The organism is Streptomyces davaonensis JCM 4913, assembly GCF_000349325.1.
Classification (GTDB): domain Bacteria; phylum Actinomycetota; class Actinomycetes; order Streptomycetales; family Streptomycetaceae; genus Streptomyces; species Streptomyces davaonensis.
Genome location: NC_020504.1, coordinates 9,135,099 through 9,154,870, shown reverse-complemented (window position 1 = coordinate 9,154,870; position 19,772 = coordinate 9,135,099). Strand labels below are relative to the sequence as shown.

Genomic DNA, 19,772 nt, shown 5'->3' with positions numbered 1-19,772 from the left:
CAGCGCACGGGCCCCCTATGCCCGTGCGGTGCTCCCGCCCTTTGCGGTCTTCGGCAGGGCCAGCTTGATCTCCTCCCGCAGTTCATGGATCTTCGGGTAGCTGGAGAACTCGGCGGTCAGCCGGTACATCTGGCGCAGCCGGTCCCAGGTGCGGTGGGAGGAGTTGGATCCCATCGACACCAGTGCCAGTCGCGCGTAGCGGTCGGCCTGTTCCGGGTCGTCGGCGATGAAGCAGGCGGAGGCCATGGACAGGAAGTCGAAGATCTTCGACCGCTGCCGCCCGTCGACCCGCAGCGCCAGGGCCTTCTCCGCGTAGTGCTGGGCGTGCGCGGCCGCGGTGGGCTCGAACTCCGCCAGCGTGCGGTAGGCCAGGGCCTGCATGCCGTACAGGTCCTCCTCCTTGAAGGTCTGCATCCAGCTCGGGGGCGGTACGTCGCCCTTGTCGGAGACGAACAGGTCCTCCGCCTGTCCGAGGGTGCGGCGCATCGCCTGGCCCTTGCCCATGGAAGCCTGCGCCCAGGCCTCGATGGTGTAGAGCATCGCCCGGGTCCGCGGCAGCACTTCGACGCCGGAGCCGGACTGGGCGAGCTTCATCAGGTCCAGTGCGTCGTCGGGCCGGCCGAGGTGCACCATCTGGCGAGCCGCTCGGGAGAGCGCCTCCCCGGCGCGGGGCCGGTCGCCGCCCTCACGGGCCGCGTGGGCGGCGATGACGAAGTACTTCTGGGCCGTGGGCTCCAGGCCGACGTCGTGCGACATCCAGCCCGCGAGTACGGCGAGATTGGCGGCGACGCCCCACAGGCGCCGCTGGAGGTGTTCGGGGTGCCGGTAGGCGAGCATGCCGCCCACTTCGTTGAGCTGTCCCACCACCGCCTTGCGTTGCAGCCCGCCACCGCGGGCCGCGTCCCAGGCGCGGAACACCTCCACCGAGCGCTCCAGTTCCTCGATCTCCTGCGACCCGATGGGGGCGGCCTCGTAGCGGTCGAACCCAGCGGGGTCGGCGTGCAGGGGATCGTCGAGTCGGGGAGCGTCGGCCTTCAGAGTCGGATCGGTGTGCAGCCAGTCGTGCATGGCGCTGCTGAGTGCGGATCCCGCGGCGAGCGCGGCACCCGCGCCCACCAAGCCGCGTCGGTTGAGCATGAGGTCCATTCCCGTGAATTCGGTGAGGACCGCAGCTGTCCGTTCGGGCGCCCACGGCATGCCGTCGGGATGTTCCACGTTCCCGTCGCCCTGCCGTTTCCCCGCACGCCCGTGCCGGACCAGACCGAGGTCCTCGATGGTCACGACACGGCCGAGTCGCTCGGTGAACAGAGCCGCCAGCACCCGCGGCACCGGATCGCGCGGGATCTCTCCCATGTCGATCCAACGCCGCACCCGCGAGGTGTCGGTCGACAGCTGGGGGTGGCCCATGGCCGCCGCCTGCCGGTTGACCAGCCGCGCGAGTTCGCCCTTGGACCAGCCGGCCAGGCCGAACAGGTCCGCGAGGCGGGTGTTGGGTTGTCCGTTCACGTCAAGCCCCCAGGTTCTCGGCTGAGTTGACAGTAGCCCGGTGAGAGTTGCCGGGCGACTATTCGCCAGGGTTCGCCAGGGTGCGCCAGATGGTGTGCCACTGGGCAACGGGTGTCAGGTAGGAACGCGCCACCCCGACCCGGTCGCCGCTCTCCACAACGGGGCATTCCCCAGGGTGCACCGGGCGACCGGGCCGGGTAGGCGTTTGCGCTTGAGCAGGCATTGCAGGCACACGAAGGGATCTGTTTCGCCCATGTACGCAGCATCGTCCTCCGTGTCCGCCCCGCCCCGGACCCTGCACCCCCGCCCGGCGGGCAGCGGCCCCTACCTCGACCCCGCCCGCTCGGCGGCCCCCGCCCTCGGAGCGGGCCGGCCGCGGCGTGCCGCGGGGATCGGCACCCAACCGCTCAGCGGGAGACTCGACTTGTCCGGCCCTCAGGGCGCCCAGCTGCGTACGGCCATCGCGTCGGTGCACCGGATCTGCCCGGAGTTCGCCCCGGTCCAGGTGCTGCGGCGCAGCGGGCGGTCCGTGCTCCTCGTGGGGACGACCGGACGCAGCACGGCGGTCGCCAAGTGTTTACTGGACCACTCCCCCGTCTGGGCGGAGCGGATCCGGCACGAAATAGCTGCGTACCGCTCGTTCGTCCGGCACCGCCCTCCGGTGCGGGCGCCCCGGCTGATCGCGGCGGATCCGGACAACTGCACGCTGGTGATCGAGCGGATGCCGGGACGGGTCGCGGCACTTCACCGGCACCCGACCGAGGCCCCGCCCCGCGCGGACGTCAGGGCGGCGCTGGCGGCGATCTGCCGGCTGAACGCCTGGCGGCCGCCCGCGGGCACCTTCGACGCGCCGCTGGACTATCCGGCGCGCATCTCCCGCTATCACGAGCTGGGGCTGCTCACCGACCGGGACATGGGCGACCTCCAGAAGCTGCTGCACGGCATCGCGCACTCGGCGGGCCGGCAGGGCATGGGCCAGTTCTGCCACGGCGAGGCACTGCTGTCGAACATCCTTCTCTCACCGGCCGGTCCAGTGCTGGTGGACTGGGAGCACGCAGGCTGGTACCTGCCGGGATACGACCTGGCCACCCTGTGGTCGATCCTGGGGGACGCACCGGCCGCGCGTCGACAGATCAGCCAGATCGCCCAGTCGTCGGGCCCGGCCGCACGGGACGCGTTCCTGGTGAACCTGATGCTCGTCCTGACCCGGGATATCCGTACCTACGAGACGGCCGTGCAGCGTTCCATGCACGACACGGCCCCGGCGGCACCGGGCACGGCCCACCCGGGTGCTGCGCCGTCCGGCGAGGAACAGCGCCTGCTGCTCAGGCGGCTGCACGACGACTGCCAGCTGGCCCGCCGGGCCGTGCGCGCCGCGGTCGGTACTCGCTGACGGGGACGGTGGTCCGCGGTGCGCCCTGAACAGCGGCGCACCGCGGATCTTCGTATGCGCGGCCCCGCACATGTCCGGTTGCATCCCGTCCCGTTCGACTTCGACAGGTATACGCCTCTGACGCCCCGCAGGCCCGGAAGGCGTCATCGCGAAACTCCCGGGAACCCCGGTTGACAAGGGAATTCACCAGTCCCTGGGCATGATTGACGGATCGTCGGCAGGCCGGTACCACGGACGCAATGCCCGGCCCCGCACGGCTCATCGCGCCCGACCGTCCCAGGAGGCTGCTTTGCGACGATCCGTCACCGCCCTGAAGAGAGCAGCGAAGAGAGCCGCCGGTCCGGTGGCCTCCGCCGCCCTGACACTCCCACTGCTCGGCGCGGCCCCTTCTTCCCCGACCCAGTCGTCCGCACAGGCCCTCCAGTCTGCCTTCTCCTCGGCCGCCGCCGAGTACGGCGTGCCGCGCAGTGTGCTGCTGGGCGTCTCCTATCTCCAGTCCCGCTGGGACGCGCACGCCGGAGCGCCGAGTGTGACCGGCGGCTACGGCCCGATGCATCTGACCGACGCCCGCACCGCGCTCGCCGGGGCGGCCCATCACAGCGAGGGCGCGGAGGACGCCCGCGGTGACCAGGCCCGCGCGGCGCTGGTCCCCGAGGAGCGGATCCCGGACACCAAGGATCTTCCGGCGCGGCTGCGAACGCTGCCGAGGGCCGCGGAACTGACCGGGCAGAGCCCGCAGCGGCTGCGTACCGACCCGGCGGCCAATGTGGCGGGCGGTGCCGCGCTGCTCGCGGCCGCGCAGCGGGAACTGGGCGAGCCGATGAGCGCGGACCCCGCGGACTGGTACGGCGCGGTGGCGCTGTTCTCGGGCGCCGACGACCGGGCGACCGCGGCGGCGTACGCCAACGACGTCTACGAGGTCATGCGGACCGGCGGCGAGCGGTTCACCGACGCCGGGCAGCGGGTCGTCCTGGCGGCGCAGCCGGAGCTGGCGGCCGACACCGGCACCCTGGCGGGCGCGAGGCTGCGTGCTGCCGCCGCCGGGGAGACGGAGTGCCCCGCGTCGGTGTCCTGCGAGTGGATCCCGGCGCCGTACGAGGAGTTCGGGGACGGTGACTACGGCAACCACGATCTGGGGAACCGGCCGGAGTCCCAGAGCATCGAGTACATCGTCGTCCACGACACCGAGGGCGCCTGGGAGGGTGTCCTCGACCTCGTGCAGGACCCGACGTACGTGTCCTGGAACTACTCCCTGCGCTCCACGGACGGCCACATCGCCCAGCACCTGAAGGCGAAGGACGTGGGCTGGCACGCGGGCAACTGGTACGTCAACGCCAAGTCGATCGGCCTGGAGCACGAGGGGTTCCTGGCGAACCCGGACGCCTGGTACACGGAGGCCATGTACCGCTCCTCGGCCCGGCTGGTGAAGTACCTGGCGCGCACCTACGGCATCCCGCTGGACCGGCAGCACATCCTCGGCCATGACACGGTGCCGGGCCCGACCACCGCGACGGTCCGGACGATGCACACCGACCCGGGCCCGTACTGGGACTGGGCGCACTACTTCGACCTGCTGGACCGCCCGTTCGAGCCGACCGCCGGCAAGAAGGGCGGCGTCGTGACGATCCGCCCGGACTACGCCGAGCACCAGCCCGAGTACACGGGCTGCGCGACCGCGGGCAGCCCCTGCCCGGCCCATGGTTCGAGCGCGGTACGGCTGTACTCCGGGCCCGGGACGTCGTACCCGCTGATCAAGGACATCGGCCTCGGGACGACCCCGTCCATCGGCGTGAACGACCTGTCGTCCCGGGTGTCCACCGGGCAGCAGTACGCGGTCGCGGGGCGGGACGGGGACTGGACGGCGATCTGGTACCTGGGGCAGAAGGCCTGGTTCCACAACCCGGCGAAGAAGCCGACGGCCGTGAACGCGACCGGGCTGGTGGTGACGGCGAAGGACGGCCTGGAGAGTGTCCCGGTGTACGGGCGGGCCTACCCGGAGGCATCCGCCTATCCGGCGGGGGTGCCCGCACAGCCGGTGTCGCCGCTGCCGTACCGGCTGCCGCAGGGGCAGAAGTACGTGGTCGGGGACAAGGTGCCCGGGCAGTACTACTACGCGGTGACCTTCGATACGGCCTCGCACCGGGTGGTGACCGGAAAGGACCTGTACTACGAGATCCAGTACGGCCACCGGGTGGGCTTCGTCCGGGCCGCGGACGTGACGGTCGTGCCCGCGGCCGGGTAGCCGCCGCCTCAGCCCTGCTGGAACAGCTCCGCGGGGAGCGGCTTCAGCAGGGCGTACAGGTCGTCCGTGATGGGACGGTCCCAGGCGGCGATGGTCACCAGGACGTTGTCACTGCGGTCGAACTGCACGCAGGAGATGCGGCCCTCGGAGAGCTTCAGGCGGCGCACGATCAGGAGGTTGTCGCCCTGCATCACCGGCACGTCCTCGGTGCCGACGACGGTGATCTCCTCATCGTTCTCCAGGGCCAGCAGCAGCTGGGCCACCTCGAAGGGGATCTCGCCCTCGGCGACGTCGCGGGCCGGGGAGCCCTCGGGCAGGTTGCCGATGATCATCGCGGGGCCGCGGCCGCCGAAGAGGTCGTAGCGGAGGAAGACTCCCTGGCAACTGCCGTCGGGGGCGGGGAGCAGGCCGGCGCCGAGATTGCCGGGCCAGTCGCCCGGATCCATGGCCAGGACGTCGAAGTCGGGCCCGGCGGGGGTGGCGCTGCGGCGGCGGAGGAACGACATGCCGCCATGCTACTTGGCCGTGCGCGTAACGGGGGTGCCGCCCTGTGCCGTCTGGCGGGTGCGGGTACGTCGTGGCTTGTCGCGCCCACGCGGCGGAACCGCACATCGACACAGCCCCGCGCCCCTAGGTGGGAGAAGTCCCCCTTACTCGTCACCTGACGTCGGTGGTACCACCGCGATCGGGCTTGCCGCGTGCAGCAGTACCGCGTGGCTCACCGAGCCCAGCATGCGGGTCGGTGCCAGGAGGCGGCGGCGGTAGCGGCCTACGACCAGCAGGTCGGCGTTCTTGGAGGCGGCGACCAAGTGGCCTGCCGCGTCGCCGGGGGCCACGTACGGTTCGGTGTTCACGTTCGGGTAGCGGGACTCGTGGGGGGCCAGGAAGCCCTCGGCCAGGGCTCGGGTTTCGTTCTCGATGGGCTCCTGTTCGATGGGTGGGGGCAGGATCGGGGCGGGGGCGGCCGCCCATACGTGGACCGGCCAGGCGTAGGCGGCCACGACCTGGAGGCGGGCGCCGCGGCGGGCGGCCTCGGCGAAGGCGAAGTCGAGGGTGGCGTCGTCGGGGCTGTCGACCTGGAGGCCGACCACGACTCTGGGACCGGGTGCGGTCGGCGGTGCGTCGTGGACCTCGCGTCCGGGCCGGGGTACCACCACGACGGGGCACTCGGCGTCGCGTGCGGCGGCCAGGCTGTTGGAGCCCAGCAGGAGGCTGGCGAAGCCGCCCCGGCCGCGCGAGCCGAGCACCAACAGCTGGGCTGTGGTGCCCAGTTCGGGGAGTACGGCGCTCGGGGAGCCGTCCAGCGGGACGTACTCGGTCTCGGGCCCGTCCGGCACCTTGTCGAGGTGGGCGCGGGCCTGGTCGAGCACCGCGTCGTCGGCCCCTTCGGGCGGGCCCGCCACCAGCACATCGGGCTGCATCCAGGCCGCGTACTGTCGCACATGGACCACCCGCAGGGGCGCCTCGCGTCCGCGGGCGGTGGCGAGGGCCCAGTCCAGGGCCCGCAGACTGTCGTCCGAACCGTCGACCGCCGCGATCACCGGCAGGGTGCTCATGGGTTCCTCGCTTCCCGAAGACGACCGTCGCCCTCCCCGGGTCAGCCTGGCTCAGGCCCCGGTTCCGGGAGGGTGCTGGAGGTCGCGTGTCCGGAAATACGGTCGGAACACCCCCGGTTCGGCCCGCCGGACCGGCTCCGGCGGGCGCGGTTCAGGTCAGGTCGAACTCCCCCTCGCGGGCGCCGGAGACGAAGGCGCCCCATTCGGCGGGTGTGAAGATCAGGGAAGGGCTCTCGGGGCGGCCGCTGTTGCGCATCGCGATGAAGCCCTCGACAAAGGCGATCTGGACGTCCCCCAGACCGCGGCTGCTTGAGTGCCACTCGGCGCTGCTGAGGTCCAGCTCCGGCTTGTCCCAACCCATGAGCGGCTGCTGCTGGATGGTGCTCTCGGCCACGTCCGTGCTCCTCCCGGTTCGTCGTCCGCGGCCAGCCTAGCTTTCGGTCCGGGGCGCCGACAGGCCACGTGAGGGGGACCTTTGCCGAGCGCTCTCAGGAGTCGGGGGGCTCGGCGCCGACGAGCCACATGGAGAAGAACTGCGATCCGCCGCCGTAGGCGTGTCCGAGGGCCCGGCGGGCGCCCGCCACCTGGTGTTCCCCGGCCTGTCCGCGCACCTGGAGGGCGGCCTCGGCGAACCGGATCATGCCGGAGGCGCCGATGGGGTTGGACGACAGGACCCCGCCCGACATGTTGACCGGCAGGTCCCCGTCCAGTTCGGTCACCCCGGACTCGGTGAGCTTCCAGCCCTCGCCCTCGGCGGCGAAGCCCAGGTTCTCCAGCCACATGGGCTCGTACCAGGAGAACGGCACGTACATCTCGACGGCGTCGATGTCCCGCCGCGGGTCGGCGATGCCGGCCTGCCGGTAGACGTCGGCGGCGCAGTCCTTGCCGGCCTGCGGGGAGACCGCGTCCTTCCCCGCGAAGAGGGTCGGCTCGCTGCGCATCGCGCCGCCGTGCATCCAGGCGGGCGGGCGGGGGGCGCGCGCGGCTCCGGCGCGGTCGGTGAGGACCATGGCGCAGGCGCCGTCGGAGGAGGGGCAGGTCTCGGAGTAGCGGATGGGGTCCCACAGCATGGGCGAGGACTGGACCTTCTCCAGGGTGATGTCGTGTTCGTGGAGATGGGCGTAGGGGTTCTTCAGGGCGTTGCGCCGGTCCTTGTAGGCGACGAGGGAGCCGACGGTGTCGGGGGCGCCGCTGCGCCGCATGTAGGCGCGGACGTGCGGGGCGAAGAAGCCGCCCGCTCCGGCGAGCAGGGGCTGCTGGAAGGGGATCGGCAGGGACAGGCCCCACATCGCGTTGGACTCGGACTGCTTCTCGAAGGCGCAGGTCAGTACGGTGCCGTGGACGCGGGAGGCGATGAGCCCGGCGGCGACGAGCGCGGTGGAGCCGCCTACCGAGCCCGCGGTGTGGACCCGCAGCATGGGTTTGCCGACCGCGCCGAGAGCGTCGGCCAGGTAGAGCTCGGGCATCATGACGCCCTCGAAGAAGTCGGGCGCCTTGCCGATGACGACGGCGTCGATGTCGGCCCAGGTCAGCCCGGCGTCGTCGAGGGCCCGCCGGGACGCCTCCCGCACGAGCCCGGCGAGGGACACGTCCCGGCGCGCCGCCACGTGCTTGGTCTGGCCGATCCCGACGACGGCCACGGGTTCCTTGCTCATCGCGGGTCCCCTTCCAGTACGGCGACCAGGTTCTGCTGAAGACAGGGGCCGGAGGTGGCGTGGCCGAGGGCTCGGTCGGAGTCGCCGCGGTGGATGCGGGCTGCGGCCTCGCCGATGCGGATCAGTCCGGCGGCCATGACGGGGTTGGCGGCGAGGGCGCCGCCGGAGGGGTTCACCCGCACGCGGTCGTCGAGGCGGAGCGACTTGCGCAGGACGACCTCCTGGGCGGTGAAGGGTGCGTGCAGTTCGGCGGTGTCGACGGGGCGGTCGAAGGCGCCCGCCTTCTCGGCGGCGAGTCGGGCCGAGGGCGAGTCGGTCAGGTCGCGGACGCCGAGGGAGTGGGCCTCGATGCGGTGGTCGATGCCGCGGATCCAGGCGGGGCGGGCGCACAGGTCCCGGGCGCGGTCACCGGCGGCGAGGATCACGGCGGCGGCGCCGTCGCCGATCGGCGGGCAGTCGCCGGTGCGCAGGGGGCGTACGAGATAGTCGCCGTGCGGTACCGGGCCTCGTAGCTGGGCGTGCGGTTTGTCGGTCGAGCGGCTGCGGGCGGCGATCGTCGCCAACTCTCGTTCGTCCGTCTCGCGCGCGTCGATGAGTGCCTGCGCCTGGAGGGCGGCCAGGGCGACGGAGTCGGGCCACAGGGGTGCCACGTAGTACGGGTCCAGCTGGCGGGTGAGCACGTCGCGCAGCGATCCCGGTGAGGACTTGCCGTAGGCGTAGACGAGGGCGGTGTCGGCGTCGCCGGTGAGGAGCTTGGTCCAGGCCTCGTACAGGGCCCAGGCGCCGTCCATCTCGACGTGCGACTCGGAGATCGGGGGCCAGGCGCCGACGCCGTCGAGGGCGAGGGTGAAGGAGAAGGCGCGGCCCGCCAGGTAGTCGCTGGAGCCGGAGCAGGTGAAGCCGATGTCGGCGGTCTTCAGGCCTGCGCGGTCGAGGACCTCGTGCAGGACCGGCATCAGCATCTCGACCTCGGAGAGGTGCTCGGTGGTGCGCCGGTGGTCGGTCTGGGCGAAGGCGACGACGGCGATGTCGCGGGTCACAGCAGCTCCCGGTAGGTGTCGTAGTCCGCGTCCGGTTCACCGGTGGGCCGGTAGTGGTCGGGGTAGCGGGCGCCCTCGGTCCACACCGGTTCCACCCTGAGGCCCATGCGGACCTGGTCGTAGGGGATGCCCGCGATCCGGCCGTGCAGGGCGAGACCGGCGCCGTCGAGGGCGATGTGGGCGTAGACGTAGGGGACTTCGATGTCGAGGTTCCTCGCCTTGATGTTGACGATGCAGAAGGTGGTGACCGTGCCGTGCGGGCCGACCTCGACCTGCTCGGAGGTGGCGACGCCGCAGGTGGGGCAGGCGCCCCGGGGTGGGACGTACACCTTTCGGCAGGACGGGCAGCGTTCGCCGACGTTGCGCTGTTCGGCGAGGGCGTTGAGGTAGGCGGTCTGGGCGCGGCCGGGTGTATAGGCGTAGTCGAGGCGGGCGGGGGCGACGATGCCGGTGACCGGGTCCTCGAACTCGCCGGTGTGGCCGCCGGGTTGGGCCTCCGGACCGTCGTACGGCTCGAAGCAGGCGATGTCGGTGATGGCGCCGGTGCGTTCCTCGGCCCAGCGGACGCGGACGCGCAGGCCGGTGTGCACGGCGTCGGGGCCGGGGACGTCGAGGGCGTGCAGGAGGGCGGTGTCGGCGCCGTCGAGGCGGACCAGGACCCAGGCGAAGGGGGTGTCCAGGGGCTGGCCGCGGCGGGGCTGGTGGTTCCAGGCCCAGGTGGTGACGGTGCCGGTGGGGGCCACCTCGACGAGGTCGCGGATCTCCTCGGCGGTGACCGGGTCGTACTCGACGGGCGGGACGAGGGTGCGGCCGTCGGTGGTGCGCACGCCGAGGAGGACTTGTTCGCGCAGTCCGGTGAGGAAGGCGCTCTGGACGGGCCCGAGGGAGCGGGTGAAGGGGAACTCGACGACGAGCGGGGCTTTGAGGACTTCGGGCATGCCGGTCTCCTTCAGTGGCGCCGGTAGTCGGGCGGGCGCTTCTCGGCGAAGGCGCGGGCGCCTTCCTTGGCGTCGGCGGTGTCGAAGATCGGCCAGCCGCGCTTGAGTTCGGCCGCGAGGCCCTCGGTCTCGGTCAGCTCGGCGGTCTCGTACACGGATGCCTTGACGGCCTCAACGGCGAGCGGGCCGCAGGCGTTGATCTGCTCGGCGATCTCCAGGGCCTTGGCGAGGGCGGTGCCGTCGGGCACGACATGGCCGATGAGGCCGATGTCGGCGGCCTCGCGGGCGCTGTAGGGGCGGCCGGTGAGGAGCATTTCCAGGGCGTGGGTGCGCGGGATCTGGCGTTGCAGCCGGACCGTGGAGCCGCCGATGGGGAACAGTCCGCGCCGGACCTCGAAGAGGCCGAAGGTCGCGCTCTGACCGGCGACGCGGATGTCGGTGCCCTGGAGGATCTCGGTACCGCCGGCCACGCAGTAGCCCTCGACGGCGGCGATCACCGGTTTGCGGGGGCGGTGATGGCGCAGCATGGCCTTCCAGTGCAGGTCCGGGTCGGCGGTGAGCCGGTCGCGGTACTGCTCACCCGCCATGCCCCGGCCCGCCAGGGCCTTGAGGTCCATGCCCGCGCAGAACGCGCCGCCCGCGCCGGTCAGCACGATCGAGCGGACCGAGTCGTCCTCGTCGGCCTCGGTCCAGCCGTCGTACAGGCCGACCAGCATGGACAGCGAGAGCGCGTTCTTGGCCTCGGGCCGGTTGAGTGTGAGCACGAGTGTGGCGCCCTCGCGCCGCACGGTGAGGTGTTCGGTTCCACCCATCGCCCGTCTCCCCTCTGGAGCGCTCGTGAGCCCTCATGAGCCCCCGTGAGAACGAGAACAGGTTGCAGGAGCCGCCCGAGCACTTCAAGAGTTTTCTGACAGACAGTCAGATTTGTTGTGCGCGGAGTCTTCACAGCCGAGCCGCCCTTTGCTCTGATGACCGGCAACCGAGGGGCGAGGTCAGGAGGAGCGGTGGAGTACAACCTTGCCGACCTGTTCGAGTCGGTCGTGGACGCGGTGCCGGACCGTGAGGCGCTGGTCTATCTCGACCACCCCGGCACGGGCGCGGAGCGCAGGCTGACGTACGCCGAGCTGGACGCGGCGGCCAACCGGATCGGCCACCATCTGCTGGACAGCGGGATCCGTCCCGGCGAGCACCTCGGGCTGCATCTGTACAACGGCGTCGAGTACCTCCAGACCGTGCTGGGCTGCCTGAAGGCGCGGATCGTGCCGGTGAACGTCAACTACCGGTATGTGGAAGAGGAGTTGGTCTACCTCTACCGGGACGCCGATCTGGTGGCGGTGGTCTTCGACGCCGAGTTCGCGGACCGGGTGGCGGCGGCGCGGCCACGGGCCGAGCGGCTGAGGCATCTGGTCCGGGTGGGGGCGGACGGGCCGCCCGGTCTGCCGTTCGCGCAGGCCGAGGCGGCCGGTTCGCCGGAGCGGGGGTTCCCGGCGCGCTCGGGCGACGACCAGTTCATCATCTACACCGGCGGCACGACCGGGATGCCCAAGGGGGTCATGTGGCGCCAGGAGGACCTGTTCTTCGCGGGGCTCGGGGGCGGGGCACCGACCGGTGAGCCGGTGAAGAAGCCCGAGGAGCTGGCCGAGCGGGTCGCGGCGGGCGGGTCCGGGATCACCTTCTTCCCCGCTCCCCCGCTGATGCACGGCACCTCCACCCTGACCGCGTTCATCGGCTTCAACTTCGGCCAACGCGTGGTGCTGCACCGCAAGTTCGTGCCCGAGGAAGTGCTGCGGACGATCGAGAAGGAGAAGGTCTCCAGTATCTCGCTGGTCGGCGACGCGATGCTGAGGCCGCTCATCGACGCGCTCGGCGGGCCGATGAAGGGCACGGACTGCTCGTCGGTGTTCTCCGTGTCGTCGTCCGGGGCGATCATGTCGGAGACCGTGCGGCGGCAGTTCCTGGACCTCATGCCGCACGTCATGCTGCTCAACAACTTCGGCTCCTCCGAGTCCGGCTTCAACGGCACGGCCACCGATGACTCCGGCCCGCGGCGGGGCTTCCGGATCCGGGTCAACTCCCGTACGCAGGTGGTCGATCCGGCCACCCATGAGCCGGTCGGGGTCGGCGAGGTCGGCCGGGTCGCGCAGTGCGGGCACGTGCCGCTCGGCTACTACAACGACCCGGCCAAAACCGCCGAGACCTTCTTCGAGAAGGACGGCCGGCGCTGGGTGCTGCTCGGTGACATGGCGACCGTCGACAAGGCGGGTGTGGTGACCGTCCTCGGCCGCGGTTCGCAGTGCATCAACACCGGCGGCGAGAAGGTGTACCCGGAGGAGGTCGAGCAGGCCCTGAAGTCCCACCCCGATGTGTACGACGCCCTGGTCGCCGGGGTGCCGGACGCGAAGTGGGGCCACCATGTGGCGGCCGTGGTGCAACTCCGCGACGGCGCGGCGCCCCCCTCCCTGGACGACATCCAGGCGCACTGCCGCACGCACCTCGCGGGGTACAAGATCCCCCGCCAGCTGGTGCTCACGGAAGCCGTCCGCCGCTCACCCAGCGGAAAGGCGGACTACCGGTGGGCACGGGAGGTGGCCGCGGCGGCGGACGCCTAGGTCTCGACGGGCCGCGTGGTGCCGAAGCTGGGATTCTGGAGATTGAACAGTCACCAGAACCTGGCGGACGACGGTGGTGGTCGGTGTGGTCGCGATCGAACCGGGTGGACCCGGCGCGGCGGCCTCGGAGGTCGATCCGCTGGGCGCTCCGTATCTGCCGGGGCGGTTCACCGTCCCGGCGAGGCCCCCCACTTTTCTGCGCCGCAAGCGGCTGCACGATCATCTCGATCTGGGCCTGACCACGCCGCTGACCATGGTGAACGGGGCCGCGGGGGCGGGCAAGACGCTGCTGGTCGCCGATTGGGCCGACAGCCTCGACGACCCGGTTGCCTGGCTCACGGTCGACTCTGAGCTCACCCCTGGGCTGTTCTGGGCCTATCTGCTGCAAGCCCTGCGGTGCCAGGGTGTGCTCACACCCGCTGAGGTCGGCTCCCCGGCGGACGCGCAGCAGGTGGACGACAAGCTGCTGGCCCGGCTGGCGGTCGGGCTCGCCGCCCGTGAGCGGCCCGTGGTGGTCGTCCTGGACGGGTACCACCGGGTGACCGACCCCGCCATCACCGAGCAGGTGGAGTTCGTCCTCCAGAACGCCGGGCCCGGACTGCGCCTGGTCCTCGTCACCCGCACCGAGCCCCTGCTCCCGCTGCACCTCTACCGCGCGGCCGGCACGCTCACGGAGATCCGCAACGCCGAGCTGGCTTTCACCCCGAAGGAGACCAGGGGCCTGCTCGCCCTGCACGGTCTGGAGCTGTCCCTGGACGCCTCCCGGGCGCTGATGGAGCGGACCGAGGGCTGGGCCGCGGGCCTCAGGCTGTGCGCCCTGGCCGCGCAGGACGCCGACGACGCCGAGGTCTACCTCAAGGAGTTCGAGGCCGGGCAGAGCACGGTCGCCGACTATCTGCTGGGCGAGGTGCTCACCCGGCAGTCCTCCGAGACCCAGGACCTGCTGCTGCGGGTCAGCGTCCTGGACCGGTTCTCCCCGGGCCTGGCGAACACCCTCACCGGCCGCCGCGACGCCGGGCCGATTCTGGAGGGGCTGCGTCGCCGCAACGCCTTCGTGGAGTCGCTCGGGCACTCCCGGTACCGGCTGCACCCCCTGCTCGGGGAGATCCTCCGGTCCCACCTGGAGGTGACCCGGCCAGGGCTGCGCCCCCGGCTGCACCGCCGGGCGGCCCACTGGCTGCACCACTGCGGGTACCTCCCGGATGCCCTCGCGCACGGCGCCGCGGCAGGCGACTGGGAGTTCACCGCCGCCGCCCTGGTCGACGACCTGGCCATCGGGCAGCTCTTCACCGGACTGCGCGCCGAAGGCCTGGCCGGGCTGTTCTCCCGGATGACTCCCGAGACCACCAGCCCCGCCGCGGAGCTGATCCGTGCGGCCCGCGCGCTCCACCACCGCGACGTCGGCCGGGGCCTGGCCCATCTGCACCACGCCGAGCAGACCCTGGCCACCGAGGCGTCCGATCCCACGGCGGCCCAGCTCAGCTGCGCGCTGCTGGAGGCCCGTGCCGCCCGCCTCACCGGCGCCCCGGGGCGGGCGGAGAAGGCGGCCCGGTCGGCTCGGCACCTCCAGGACGACGTGCCCGCCGGGCTGCTGAAGCGGCATCCGGAGCTCAACGCCCTGCTGCTGACCGATCTGGGCACGACCCACCTGTGGGCCGGGCGGTTCGAGGAGGCGCGGGACGCCCTCGGCGCCGTGGTCGCCTCCCCCGCCGGTGCCGAGACGGCGCTGCCCCGGCAGGAGAGCCTCAGCCATCTCGCGCTGATGGACTACCTCGACGGCTGGCTGGACCGGGCCGAGCACAAGGCGCTCGCCGCGCTGACCGAGACCGAGCGATACGGACTGCCGCCGTCCTCGGGGTCGAGCGTGGGGCATCTGGTCCGGGCCGCCGTGGCCGTGGAGCGCGATGAACTCGACGAGGCCCAGCGCCTGCTCGACGAGGCGGCCGCGTTCGGTCCCGCGGGACAGGACGACCCGGTGACCGCGGCGAGCCGGGCGCTCGCCACGGCCCGGCTGCGGCTGGCCCAGGGGGACACCGCCGCCGCGCTCGCCGCGACCGAGTCCCCCGTCACCGCCGACGTGGTCTGCCCCTGGGAGCGGGGCCGGGCCGCCGCCCTCGCCTGCGCCGCGCATCTCGCCGAGGGCCGACCCGAGACGGCAGCACGGGCCCTGCTCGCGGCCCCCGACGACCAGACCGCCTGTGCCGTGGAGGCCGCGCGGGCCCTGATCGCCGTAGGACATCCCGACGCGGCCCTCGAACTGCTCGACGCCGTGCCGTCCGACGGCGAGGCCGGTCCCGCGGTCACCGTGCCCGCCCTGCTGGTGCGCGCGCAGGCGCACGGCGAGGCCGGGGACCCGGCGGCGGCCCGGCGGGTCCTCAACCGGGCGCTCCTGGAGGCCCGCCGGGAACGGCTGCGCAGGCCCGTCCTGGAGGCCCGGCCCTGGATCCTGCGGATGCTGGGCACCGGGGCCCGGGAGCCGCTCGCCGAGGACTGGCTGCTGCGGGGCGCCGAGCCCGGCGCGATGGGGCCGCTGGTGGTGGAGGAGCTGAGCGCCCGGGAGCGCGATGTGCTGGTGCGGCTCGCACAGATGATGTCCACGGAGGAGATCGCGGCCGATCTCTATGTCTCCGTGAACACGGTCAAGACCCATCTCAAGGGCGTCTTCCGCAAGCTGGGCGTGAACCGGCGCACGGACGCGGTTCGGCGGGCGCGGGAGCTGGGCCTGCTGTGAACCGGGCCGGTCGCGGACGGCGGAGCCTCCCCCGCGGTGGGTGAGGCGCCCGGCGGTCGCACGGGGTGACATGGGTGGTGGCGGCCGTGTGCACGAGGTCGCCGCCCGGCCTCCCCCGCGAGCGTCCCGGGCCGATCCGGTGAGGTGACCGTGGCGCACTGGCGGGCTCTGATCGTGCTCGGGGCGGCCCAGTTCCTGATGGTGCTGGACACCTCCGTGATGAACGTGTCGATCAGCCAGCTGGTCGAGGACTTCGACACCGAGGTCACCGCCATCCAGGCGGTCATCACGCTGTACGCGCTGATGATGGCCGCGTTCATGGCCGTCGGCGCCAAGCTCGGCGACATCCTCGGCCGCCGCCGGCTGTTCCTGCTCGGACTGGTCGTCTACGCCACCGGCTCGGCGCTCACCTCGGTCGCTCCGACGGTGTGGGTGCTGGCGATCGGCTGGTCGGTCATCGAGGGGCTCGGCGCGGCCCTGGTGCTGCCGGCCATGGCCGCGCTGGTCGCCGAGTCCTACCGGGGACGCGACCGGGCCGTGGCCTACGGCGTCATCGGCGGACTGGCCGGCGCGGGCATCGCGGTCGGGCCGCTGCTCGGCGGCTGGGTGACGACGTATCTCACCTGGCGGCTGGTCTTCGCCGGGGAGGTCGTGGTCGTCGCGGCCATGCTGGTGGGCCACCGGGCGATCAAGGAGGTTCCCCGTACGGGTCCCCGGCCCCGGATGGACGGCGTCGGAGCGACCCTGTCCGCGACCGGTCTCGGCCTCGGGGTCCTCGGTGTGCTCCAGAGCGGGACCTGGGGCTGGGTCCAGCCGCGGAACCCGCCGTTCACGGTGTTCGGCTTCGCCCCGACCCTGTTTGTGATCGGCGCCTCGGCGCTCGTGCTGTACGCCTTCGTCTCCTGGGAGCGCCGACGGGTCGCCCGGCGCACGGATCCGCTGGTGCATCTGACGCTGCTGGAGCGCCCCGCTCTGCGGGCCGGGCTGCTGACGATGGTCAGCCAGAACCTCATCCTCCTGGGCCTGTTCTTCGCCATCCCGCTCTACCTCCAGGTCGTCCAGGGCTTCGACGCCTTCGAGACCGGGCTGCGGCTGCTGCCGGTCTCGGCCACGATGCTCGTCGCCTCTCTGGGCGCCTCCCGGTTCGCGCGCAATGTGCCGCCGCGCAGGCTGGTCAGGCTCTCGCTGGTGACCCTGGCGGCGGCCGTCGTGTGGCTGCTGGCCACCATCGACCCGGAGATCGACGACAGCCAGTTCGCCGGGGCCATGGCCCTGCTGGGCCTCGGCATGGGCCTGCTCGTCTCGCAACTGGGCAACGTCGTGCAGTCCAGCGCCACCGAGGAGGAGCGCAGCGAGGTCGGCGGGCTTCAGTACACCGCCCAGAACCTGGGCTCGGCCCTCGGTACCGCGCTGATCGGCTCCCTGCTCATCGGCGCGCTCGCCCAGTCCCTCACCACGCATGTCGAGGACGACCCGCGGCTGTCGCAGGAGGCCCAGGAGCGGACGAGCGTCGCCCTGGAGGCCGGGATCTCCTTCGTCCCCACCGACCAGGTGCGCACGGCGGCGGAGGAGGCCGGGCTGCCGCCGGCCGAGGTCGACGCCCTCGTGGACGACTACGCCTCGGCCCAGCTGAAGGGCCTCAAGGCGGCCATCCTCGCGGCCGGCGGTGTCACCCTGGCGACCTTCCTGGTCACCACCCGGCTGCCCACGCGCCCGGACACCACTCCGCCCGCAGGTGACCGCGGTCCCGGAACGGCGCCGTGAAGTCCGCGGAAGCCAAAGCGGCCCGTGCCGCGCGCCGCGCCGAGCGGCGGGCCCACGCCGACTACACCGGGGGCGTCTACGGATCGCTGCTCGCCGCCTCCGTGGTGCTCGGCGCCGGTTCGCTCGGCAACTTTCCCCGGGTGGAACTGGTCGTGCTGCTGGTGCTGACCGGCGTCGTCTTCTGGCTCGCGCATGTGCACGCCAAGCTGTTCGGTGAGCGGCTGGCGCGCCGCGCCCTGGACCGGCGCACGGTGCTGCTGGTGTGCCGCGAGGAGTGGCCGATCCTGCGCGCCGCCCTGCCTCCGGCGCTCGCCATCGCCGTGAGCCCGCTGCTGGGCCTGGATGTGCAGGGCGCCGTCTGGCTGGCGCTGTGTGTCGCCGTGGTGGGGCAGGTGGGCTGGTCGGTGCGGGCGGCGCAGCGGGTGGGCGCCTCCTGGCGGCTGGTGGTCGTCAGCGCCTCCATCAATCTGCTGCTCGGTCTGCTGATCGTCGGCGTCAAGCTGTTCGTGAAGCACTGATGCGCACTATCACCTCTGCCGGGTGAGGCCGCCGGACGGTGCGCCCTGGAGTATCGAAGGGCGGGGTGCCGTCCCCGCGCATCTTTCACCTCCGCCCGCGCACCACCTTCCGCGGGAGAACGCCCATGCGTTATGAGATCCGTGTCGACGGGCAGATGTCGGAGACACTCGCCAAGTCCTTCCCGGAACTGAGCCACGTGGTGATGGCCGGCCAGACCATCCTGTTCGGTCGCGTGCTCGACGAGGCCCACATCTACGGTCTCGTGGCCCGCTGCCAGTCCCTGGGGCTGCGCATCGTGGAGATGCGCCGCCGGCCCGAGTGAGCCCCGGGCCGGACGGTCGTGACACTGCCTCTCAAGCGGTACCGGCGTCTCAAGCGGTGCGAGCGGTGACCCTCCCGGAGCGGACGGCCGCACCAAGCGCCTCGAAGTCCCGCTCGTTCCGATCGGCATACAGCTGCGCGAACCCCGTCAGCGCTCGGTCGAAGCGGTCGCTGCCGCCGAGATAGGCGTCGATGGCGACGGGATCGCCTGACCGGGCGTGCGCGCGGGCCAGGGAGGCGCCGCACAGCCGGGCGAAGAGGTTCAGCAAGGGCGGGTCCATGGTCTCGGGGCGGGCGATGCCCTTCCAGTCCCGCAGCTGCCGTACGTAGAAGTCGCGCTCGCGGCCGTCGAGGCCCGTGACATGGGTCCAGCCCAGGAGGATGTCGCTGGTGGTCTGGATGAGCCGCTGCCCGTCGACCACGCGGCGGCCCTGGTTGTCGTAGTCGTCGCCGCCCGTGTGCGCGGCGAGCACCGAGCGCTGGGCCTCCTTGGCCTGGAGCAGGAGGGGATCGTCGTCGTCCCGGCCGAGCAGGAGCAGGATCCAGCAGCGGGTGCCGACGCTGCCGACGCCCACGACCTTGCGGGCCACGTCGACGAGCCGGTAGTGGCGCAGCAGGTGCTGGCGCTCGGCGGACAGGGTGTGCGTGTACTGGTCCAGGACGGTGGCGAGTTCCTTCTCCGTCTCGGCGGCACTGGTGTCGGTCAGGTCGGCGAGCGGGGTGATCAGCGGTGGGTCGGGGGCGATGCGCCGTCCCTCGGGGGTGTCCGCGGTGAGCTTGGCGAAGGCCTGCATGTGGGTGCGGGTGCGGGCCTTGGCCGTGGCCTGTGCGGTGCGCCGTCTGGCCTTCTTGTCCATGGACGAGGCCATCAGTGCCTGCATGGAGTCGGCGTCGTCCTGGGCGTACCAGATGTCCAGTGCGCGCATTCCGGCGAGCTCCCGCATCCGCAGCCGGTAGGCCCGTACGCACTCCCGCACGGCCTCGTCCTGTTCCGCGGTCGTGAAGCCGCTCGCCCGGGCGGAGATGGCGAAGCTGGCGGCCAGTCGCTTGACGTCCCACTCGAACGGCCCGGCAAGGGTCTCGTCGAAGTCGTTGATGTCGAAGACGAGATGCCGCTCCGGCGAGGCCAGCAGCCGGAAGTTCAGCAGATGGGCGTCGCCGCAGAGCTGGACCGTGAGCCCGGTGTCCGGGGTCGCGCCCAGATCCGCCGCCATGATCGCCGCCGCGCCGCGGTAGAAGCGGAACGGCGACTCCAGCATGCGGCCGTAGCGGAGGGGGACCAGTTCCGGCAGCCGGGTCGCCGACTGGGTCTCGATCACCTCGACCGGATCGAAGCGGCCGGAGCCGGGGTCGAACCGTCCCTGGGCCGAGCGGGGCACGCGGCTGCGCGCCTGCCTGCCGAAGGTCACCCGTTCGCCCGGCGTCAGGTGTACGGAGTACGCGCTCCGTTGGGTCATGGCAGGCCTCCTCGTCGGCTGCGTGTGCCGGGGCACTTCCC

Annotated in this window: 16 protein-coding genes; 7 read left to right on the top strand and 9 right to left on the bottom strand. The window is 72.2% G+C overall.

Translation table 11 applies throughout. The features are described from left to right. Positions 1 to 15: 15 nt before the first annotated feature. Entirely contained in the window at positions 16 to 1,506 is a 1,491-nt protein-coding gene (locus BN159_RS40580; protein WP_015662893.1) for a DNA-binding protein NsdB, read from the bottom strand. A 253-nt stretch (positions 1,507 to 1,759) separates the two neighbouring features. Between BN159_RS40580 and BN159_RS40575 the strand changes: the two genes are divergently transcribed. Together BN159_RS40575 and BN159_RS40570 are read left to right on the top strand one after the other, a co-directional pair. Then, positions 1,760 to 2,899 (top strand): aminoglycoside phosphotransferase family protein, encoded by a 1,140-nt coding sequence (locus BN159_RS40575; RefSeq protein WP_015662892.1) that lies wholly within the window; start codon positions 1,760 to 1,762, stop codon positions 2,897 to 2,899. 289 nt (positions 2,900 to 3,188) lie between these two features. Continuing rightward, positions 3,189 to 5,141, top strand: coding sequence for an N-acetylmuramoyl-L-alanine amidase (locus tag BN159_RS40570; protein ID WP_015662891.1), 1,953 nt, complete (start codon positions 3,189 to 3,191; stop codon positions 5,139 to 5,141). Positions 5,142 to 5,149: 8 nt separating this feature from the next. Here BN159_RS40570 and BN159_RS40565 read toward each other — a convergent pair whose 3' ends face one another. The 7 genes from BN159_RS40565 to BN159_RS40535 all read right to left on the bottom strand — a co-directional run bounded on the left by BN159_RS40565 (position 5,150) and on the right by BN159_RS40535 (position 11,142). Beyond that, positions 5,150 to 5,647: a hypothetical protein gene (locus BN159_RS40565; protein WP_015662890.1), complete on the bottom strand. Its 498-nt coding sequence runs from the start codon at positions 5,645 to 5,647 to the stop codon at positions 5,150 to 5,152. Between the two features lie 144 nt (positions 5,648 to 5,791). Further along, a complete protein-coding gene (locus BN159_RS40560; protein ID WP_015662889.1) occupies positions 5,792 to 6,697 on the bottom strand; it encodes a universal stress protein in 906 nt (301 codons plus the stop codon). Between the two features lie 151 nt (positions 6,698 to 6,848). Next, a complete protein-coding gene (locus BN159_RS40555; protein ID WP_015662888.1) occupies positions 6,849 to 7,091 on the bottom strand; it encodes a DUF397 domain-containing protein in 243 nt (80 codons plus the stop codon). 94 nt (positions 7,092 to 7,185) lie between these two features. Continuing rightward, positions 7,186 to 8,352 carry a thiolase domain-containing protein gene (locus BN159_RS40550; protein ID WP_015662887.1) on the bottom strand — a complete coding sequence of 389 codons (1,167 nt, stop codon included), beginning with the start codon at positions 8,350 to 8,352 and terminating at the stop codon, positions 7,186 to 7,188. Further along, positions 8,349 to 9,392, bottom strand: coding sequence for a thiolase domain-containing protein (locus BN159_RS40545; protein WP_015662886.1), 1,044 nt, complete (start codon positions 9,390 to 9,392; stop codon positions 8,349 to 8,351). Before BN159_RS40545 ends, BN159_RS40550 begins: the two co-directional genes overlap by 4 nt. Beyond that, the gene (locus BN159_RS40540; RefSeq protein ID WP_015662885.1) at positions 9,389 to 10,330 is read right to left on the bottom strand and encodes a Zn-ribbon domain-containing OB-fold protein; all 942 of its coding nucleotides are present in this window, start codon (positions 10,328 to 10,330) and stop codon (positions 9,389 to 9,391) included. The genes BN159_RS40545 and BN159_RS40540 overlap by 4 nt, the downstream gene beginning before the upstream one ends. Before the next feature lie 11 nt (positions 10,331 to 10,341). Beyond that, the gene (locus BN159_RS40535) at positions 10,342 to 11,142 is read right to left on the bottom strand and encodes a crotonase/enoyl-CoA hydratase family protein (RefSeq protein ID WP_015662884.1); all 801 of its coding nucleotides are present in this window, start codon (positions 11,140 to 11,142) and stop codon (positions 10,342 to 10,344) included. 192 nt (positions 11,143 to 11,334) lie between these two features. Here BN159_RS40535 and BN159_RS40530 point away from each other — a divergent pair, with 192 nt between their 5' ends. The 5 genes from BN159_RS40530 to BN159_RS40510 all read left to right on the top strand — a co-directional run bounded on the left by BN159_RS40530 (position 11,335) and on the right by BN159_RS40510 (position 18,275). Next, the gene (locus tag BN159_RS40530; protein WP_015662883.1) at positions 11,335 to 12,939 is read left to right on the top strand and encodes an acyl-CoA synthetase; all 1,605 of its coding nucleotides are present in this window, start codon (positions 11,335 to 11,337) and stop codon (positions 12,937 to 12,939) included. 76 nt (positions 12,940 to 13,015) lie between these two features. Next, the gene (locus BN159_RS40525) at positions 13,016 to 15,670 is read left to right on the top strand and encodes a LuxR C-terminal-related transcriptional regulator (RefSeq protein WP_193384305.1); all 2,655 of its coding nucleotides are present in this window, start codon (positions 13,016 to 13,018) and stop codon (positions 15,668 to 15,670) included. A 150-nt stretch (positions 15,671 to 15,820) separates the two neighbouring features. After that, positions 15,821 to 17,434, top strand: a complete 1,614-nt coding sequence (locus BN159_RS40520) for an MFS transporter (RefSeq protein WP_015662881.1) — start codon at positions 15,821 to 15,823, stop codon at positions 17,432 to 17,434. Beyond that, complete coding sequence (locus BN159_RS40515) at positions 17,431 to 17,952, top strand: hypothetical protein (protein WP_015662880.1); 522 nt, start codon at positions 17,431 to 17,433, stop codon at positions 17,950 to 17,952. The genes BN159_RS40520 and BN159_RS40515 overlap by 4 nt, the downstream gene beginning before the upstream one ends. Before the next feature lie 125 nt (positions 17,953 to 18,077). Next, positions 18,078 to 18,275: a hypothetical protein gene (locus BN159_RS40510; RefSeq protein WP_015662879.1), complete on the top strand. Its 198-nt coding sequence runs from the start codon at positions 18,078 to 18,080 to the stop codon at positions 18,273 to 18,275. Positions 18,276 to 18,324: 49 nt separating this feature from the next. Here the strand turns inward: BN159_RS40510 and BN159_RS40505 are convergent, their stop codons facing one another. Beyond that, positions 18,325 to 19,731: a DUF2252 domain-containing protein gene (locus tag BN159_RS40505; RefSeq protein WP_015662878.1), complete on the bottom strand. Its 1,407-nt coding sequence runs from the start codon at positions 19,729 to 19,731 to the stop codon at positions 18,325 to 18,327. Positions 19,732 to 19,772: the final 41 nt, after the last annotated feature.

What these genes read in the sequence shown, in the direction of transcription:
- BN159_RS40535 (WP_015662884.1), bottom strand. Translation starts at nt 11,142, where the DNA reads ATGGGTGGAACCGAACACCTCACCGTGCGGCGCGAGGGCGCCACACTC.
- BN159_RS40560 (WP_015662889.1), bottom strand. Translation starts at nt 6,697, where the DNA reads ATGAGCACCCTGCCGGTGATCGCGGCGGTCGACGGTTCGGACGACAGT.
- BN159_RS40505 (WP_015662878.1), bottom strand. Translation starts at nt 19,731, where the DNA reads ATGACCCAACGGAGCGCGTACTCCGTACACCTGACGCCGGGCGAACGG.
- BN159_RS40575 (WP_015662892.1), top strand. Translation starts at nt 1,760, where the DNA reads ATGTACGCAGCATCGTCCTCCGTGTCCGCCCCGCCCCGGACCCTGCAC.
- BN159_RS40540 (WP_015662885.1), bottom strand. Translation starts at nt 10,330, where the DNA reads ATGCCCGAAGTCCTCAAAGCCCCGCTCGTCGTCGAGTTCCCCTTCACC.
- BN159_RS40510 (WP_015662879.1), top strand. Translation starts at nt 18,078, where the DNA reads ATGCGTTATGAGATCCGTGTCGACGGGCAGATGTCGGAGACACTCGCC.
- BN159_RS40550 (WP_015662887.1), bottom strand. Translation starts at nt 8,352, where the DNA reads ATGAGCAAGGAACCCGTGGCCGTCGTCGGGATCGGCCAGACCAAGCAC.
- BN159_RS40565 (WP_015662890.1), bottom strand. Translation starts at nt 5,647, where the DNA reads ATGTCGTTCCTCCGCCGCCGCAGCGCCACCCCCGCCGGGCCCGACTTC.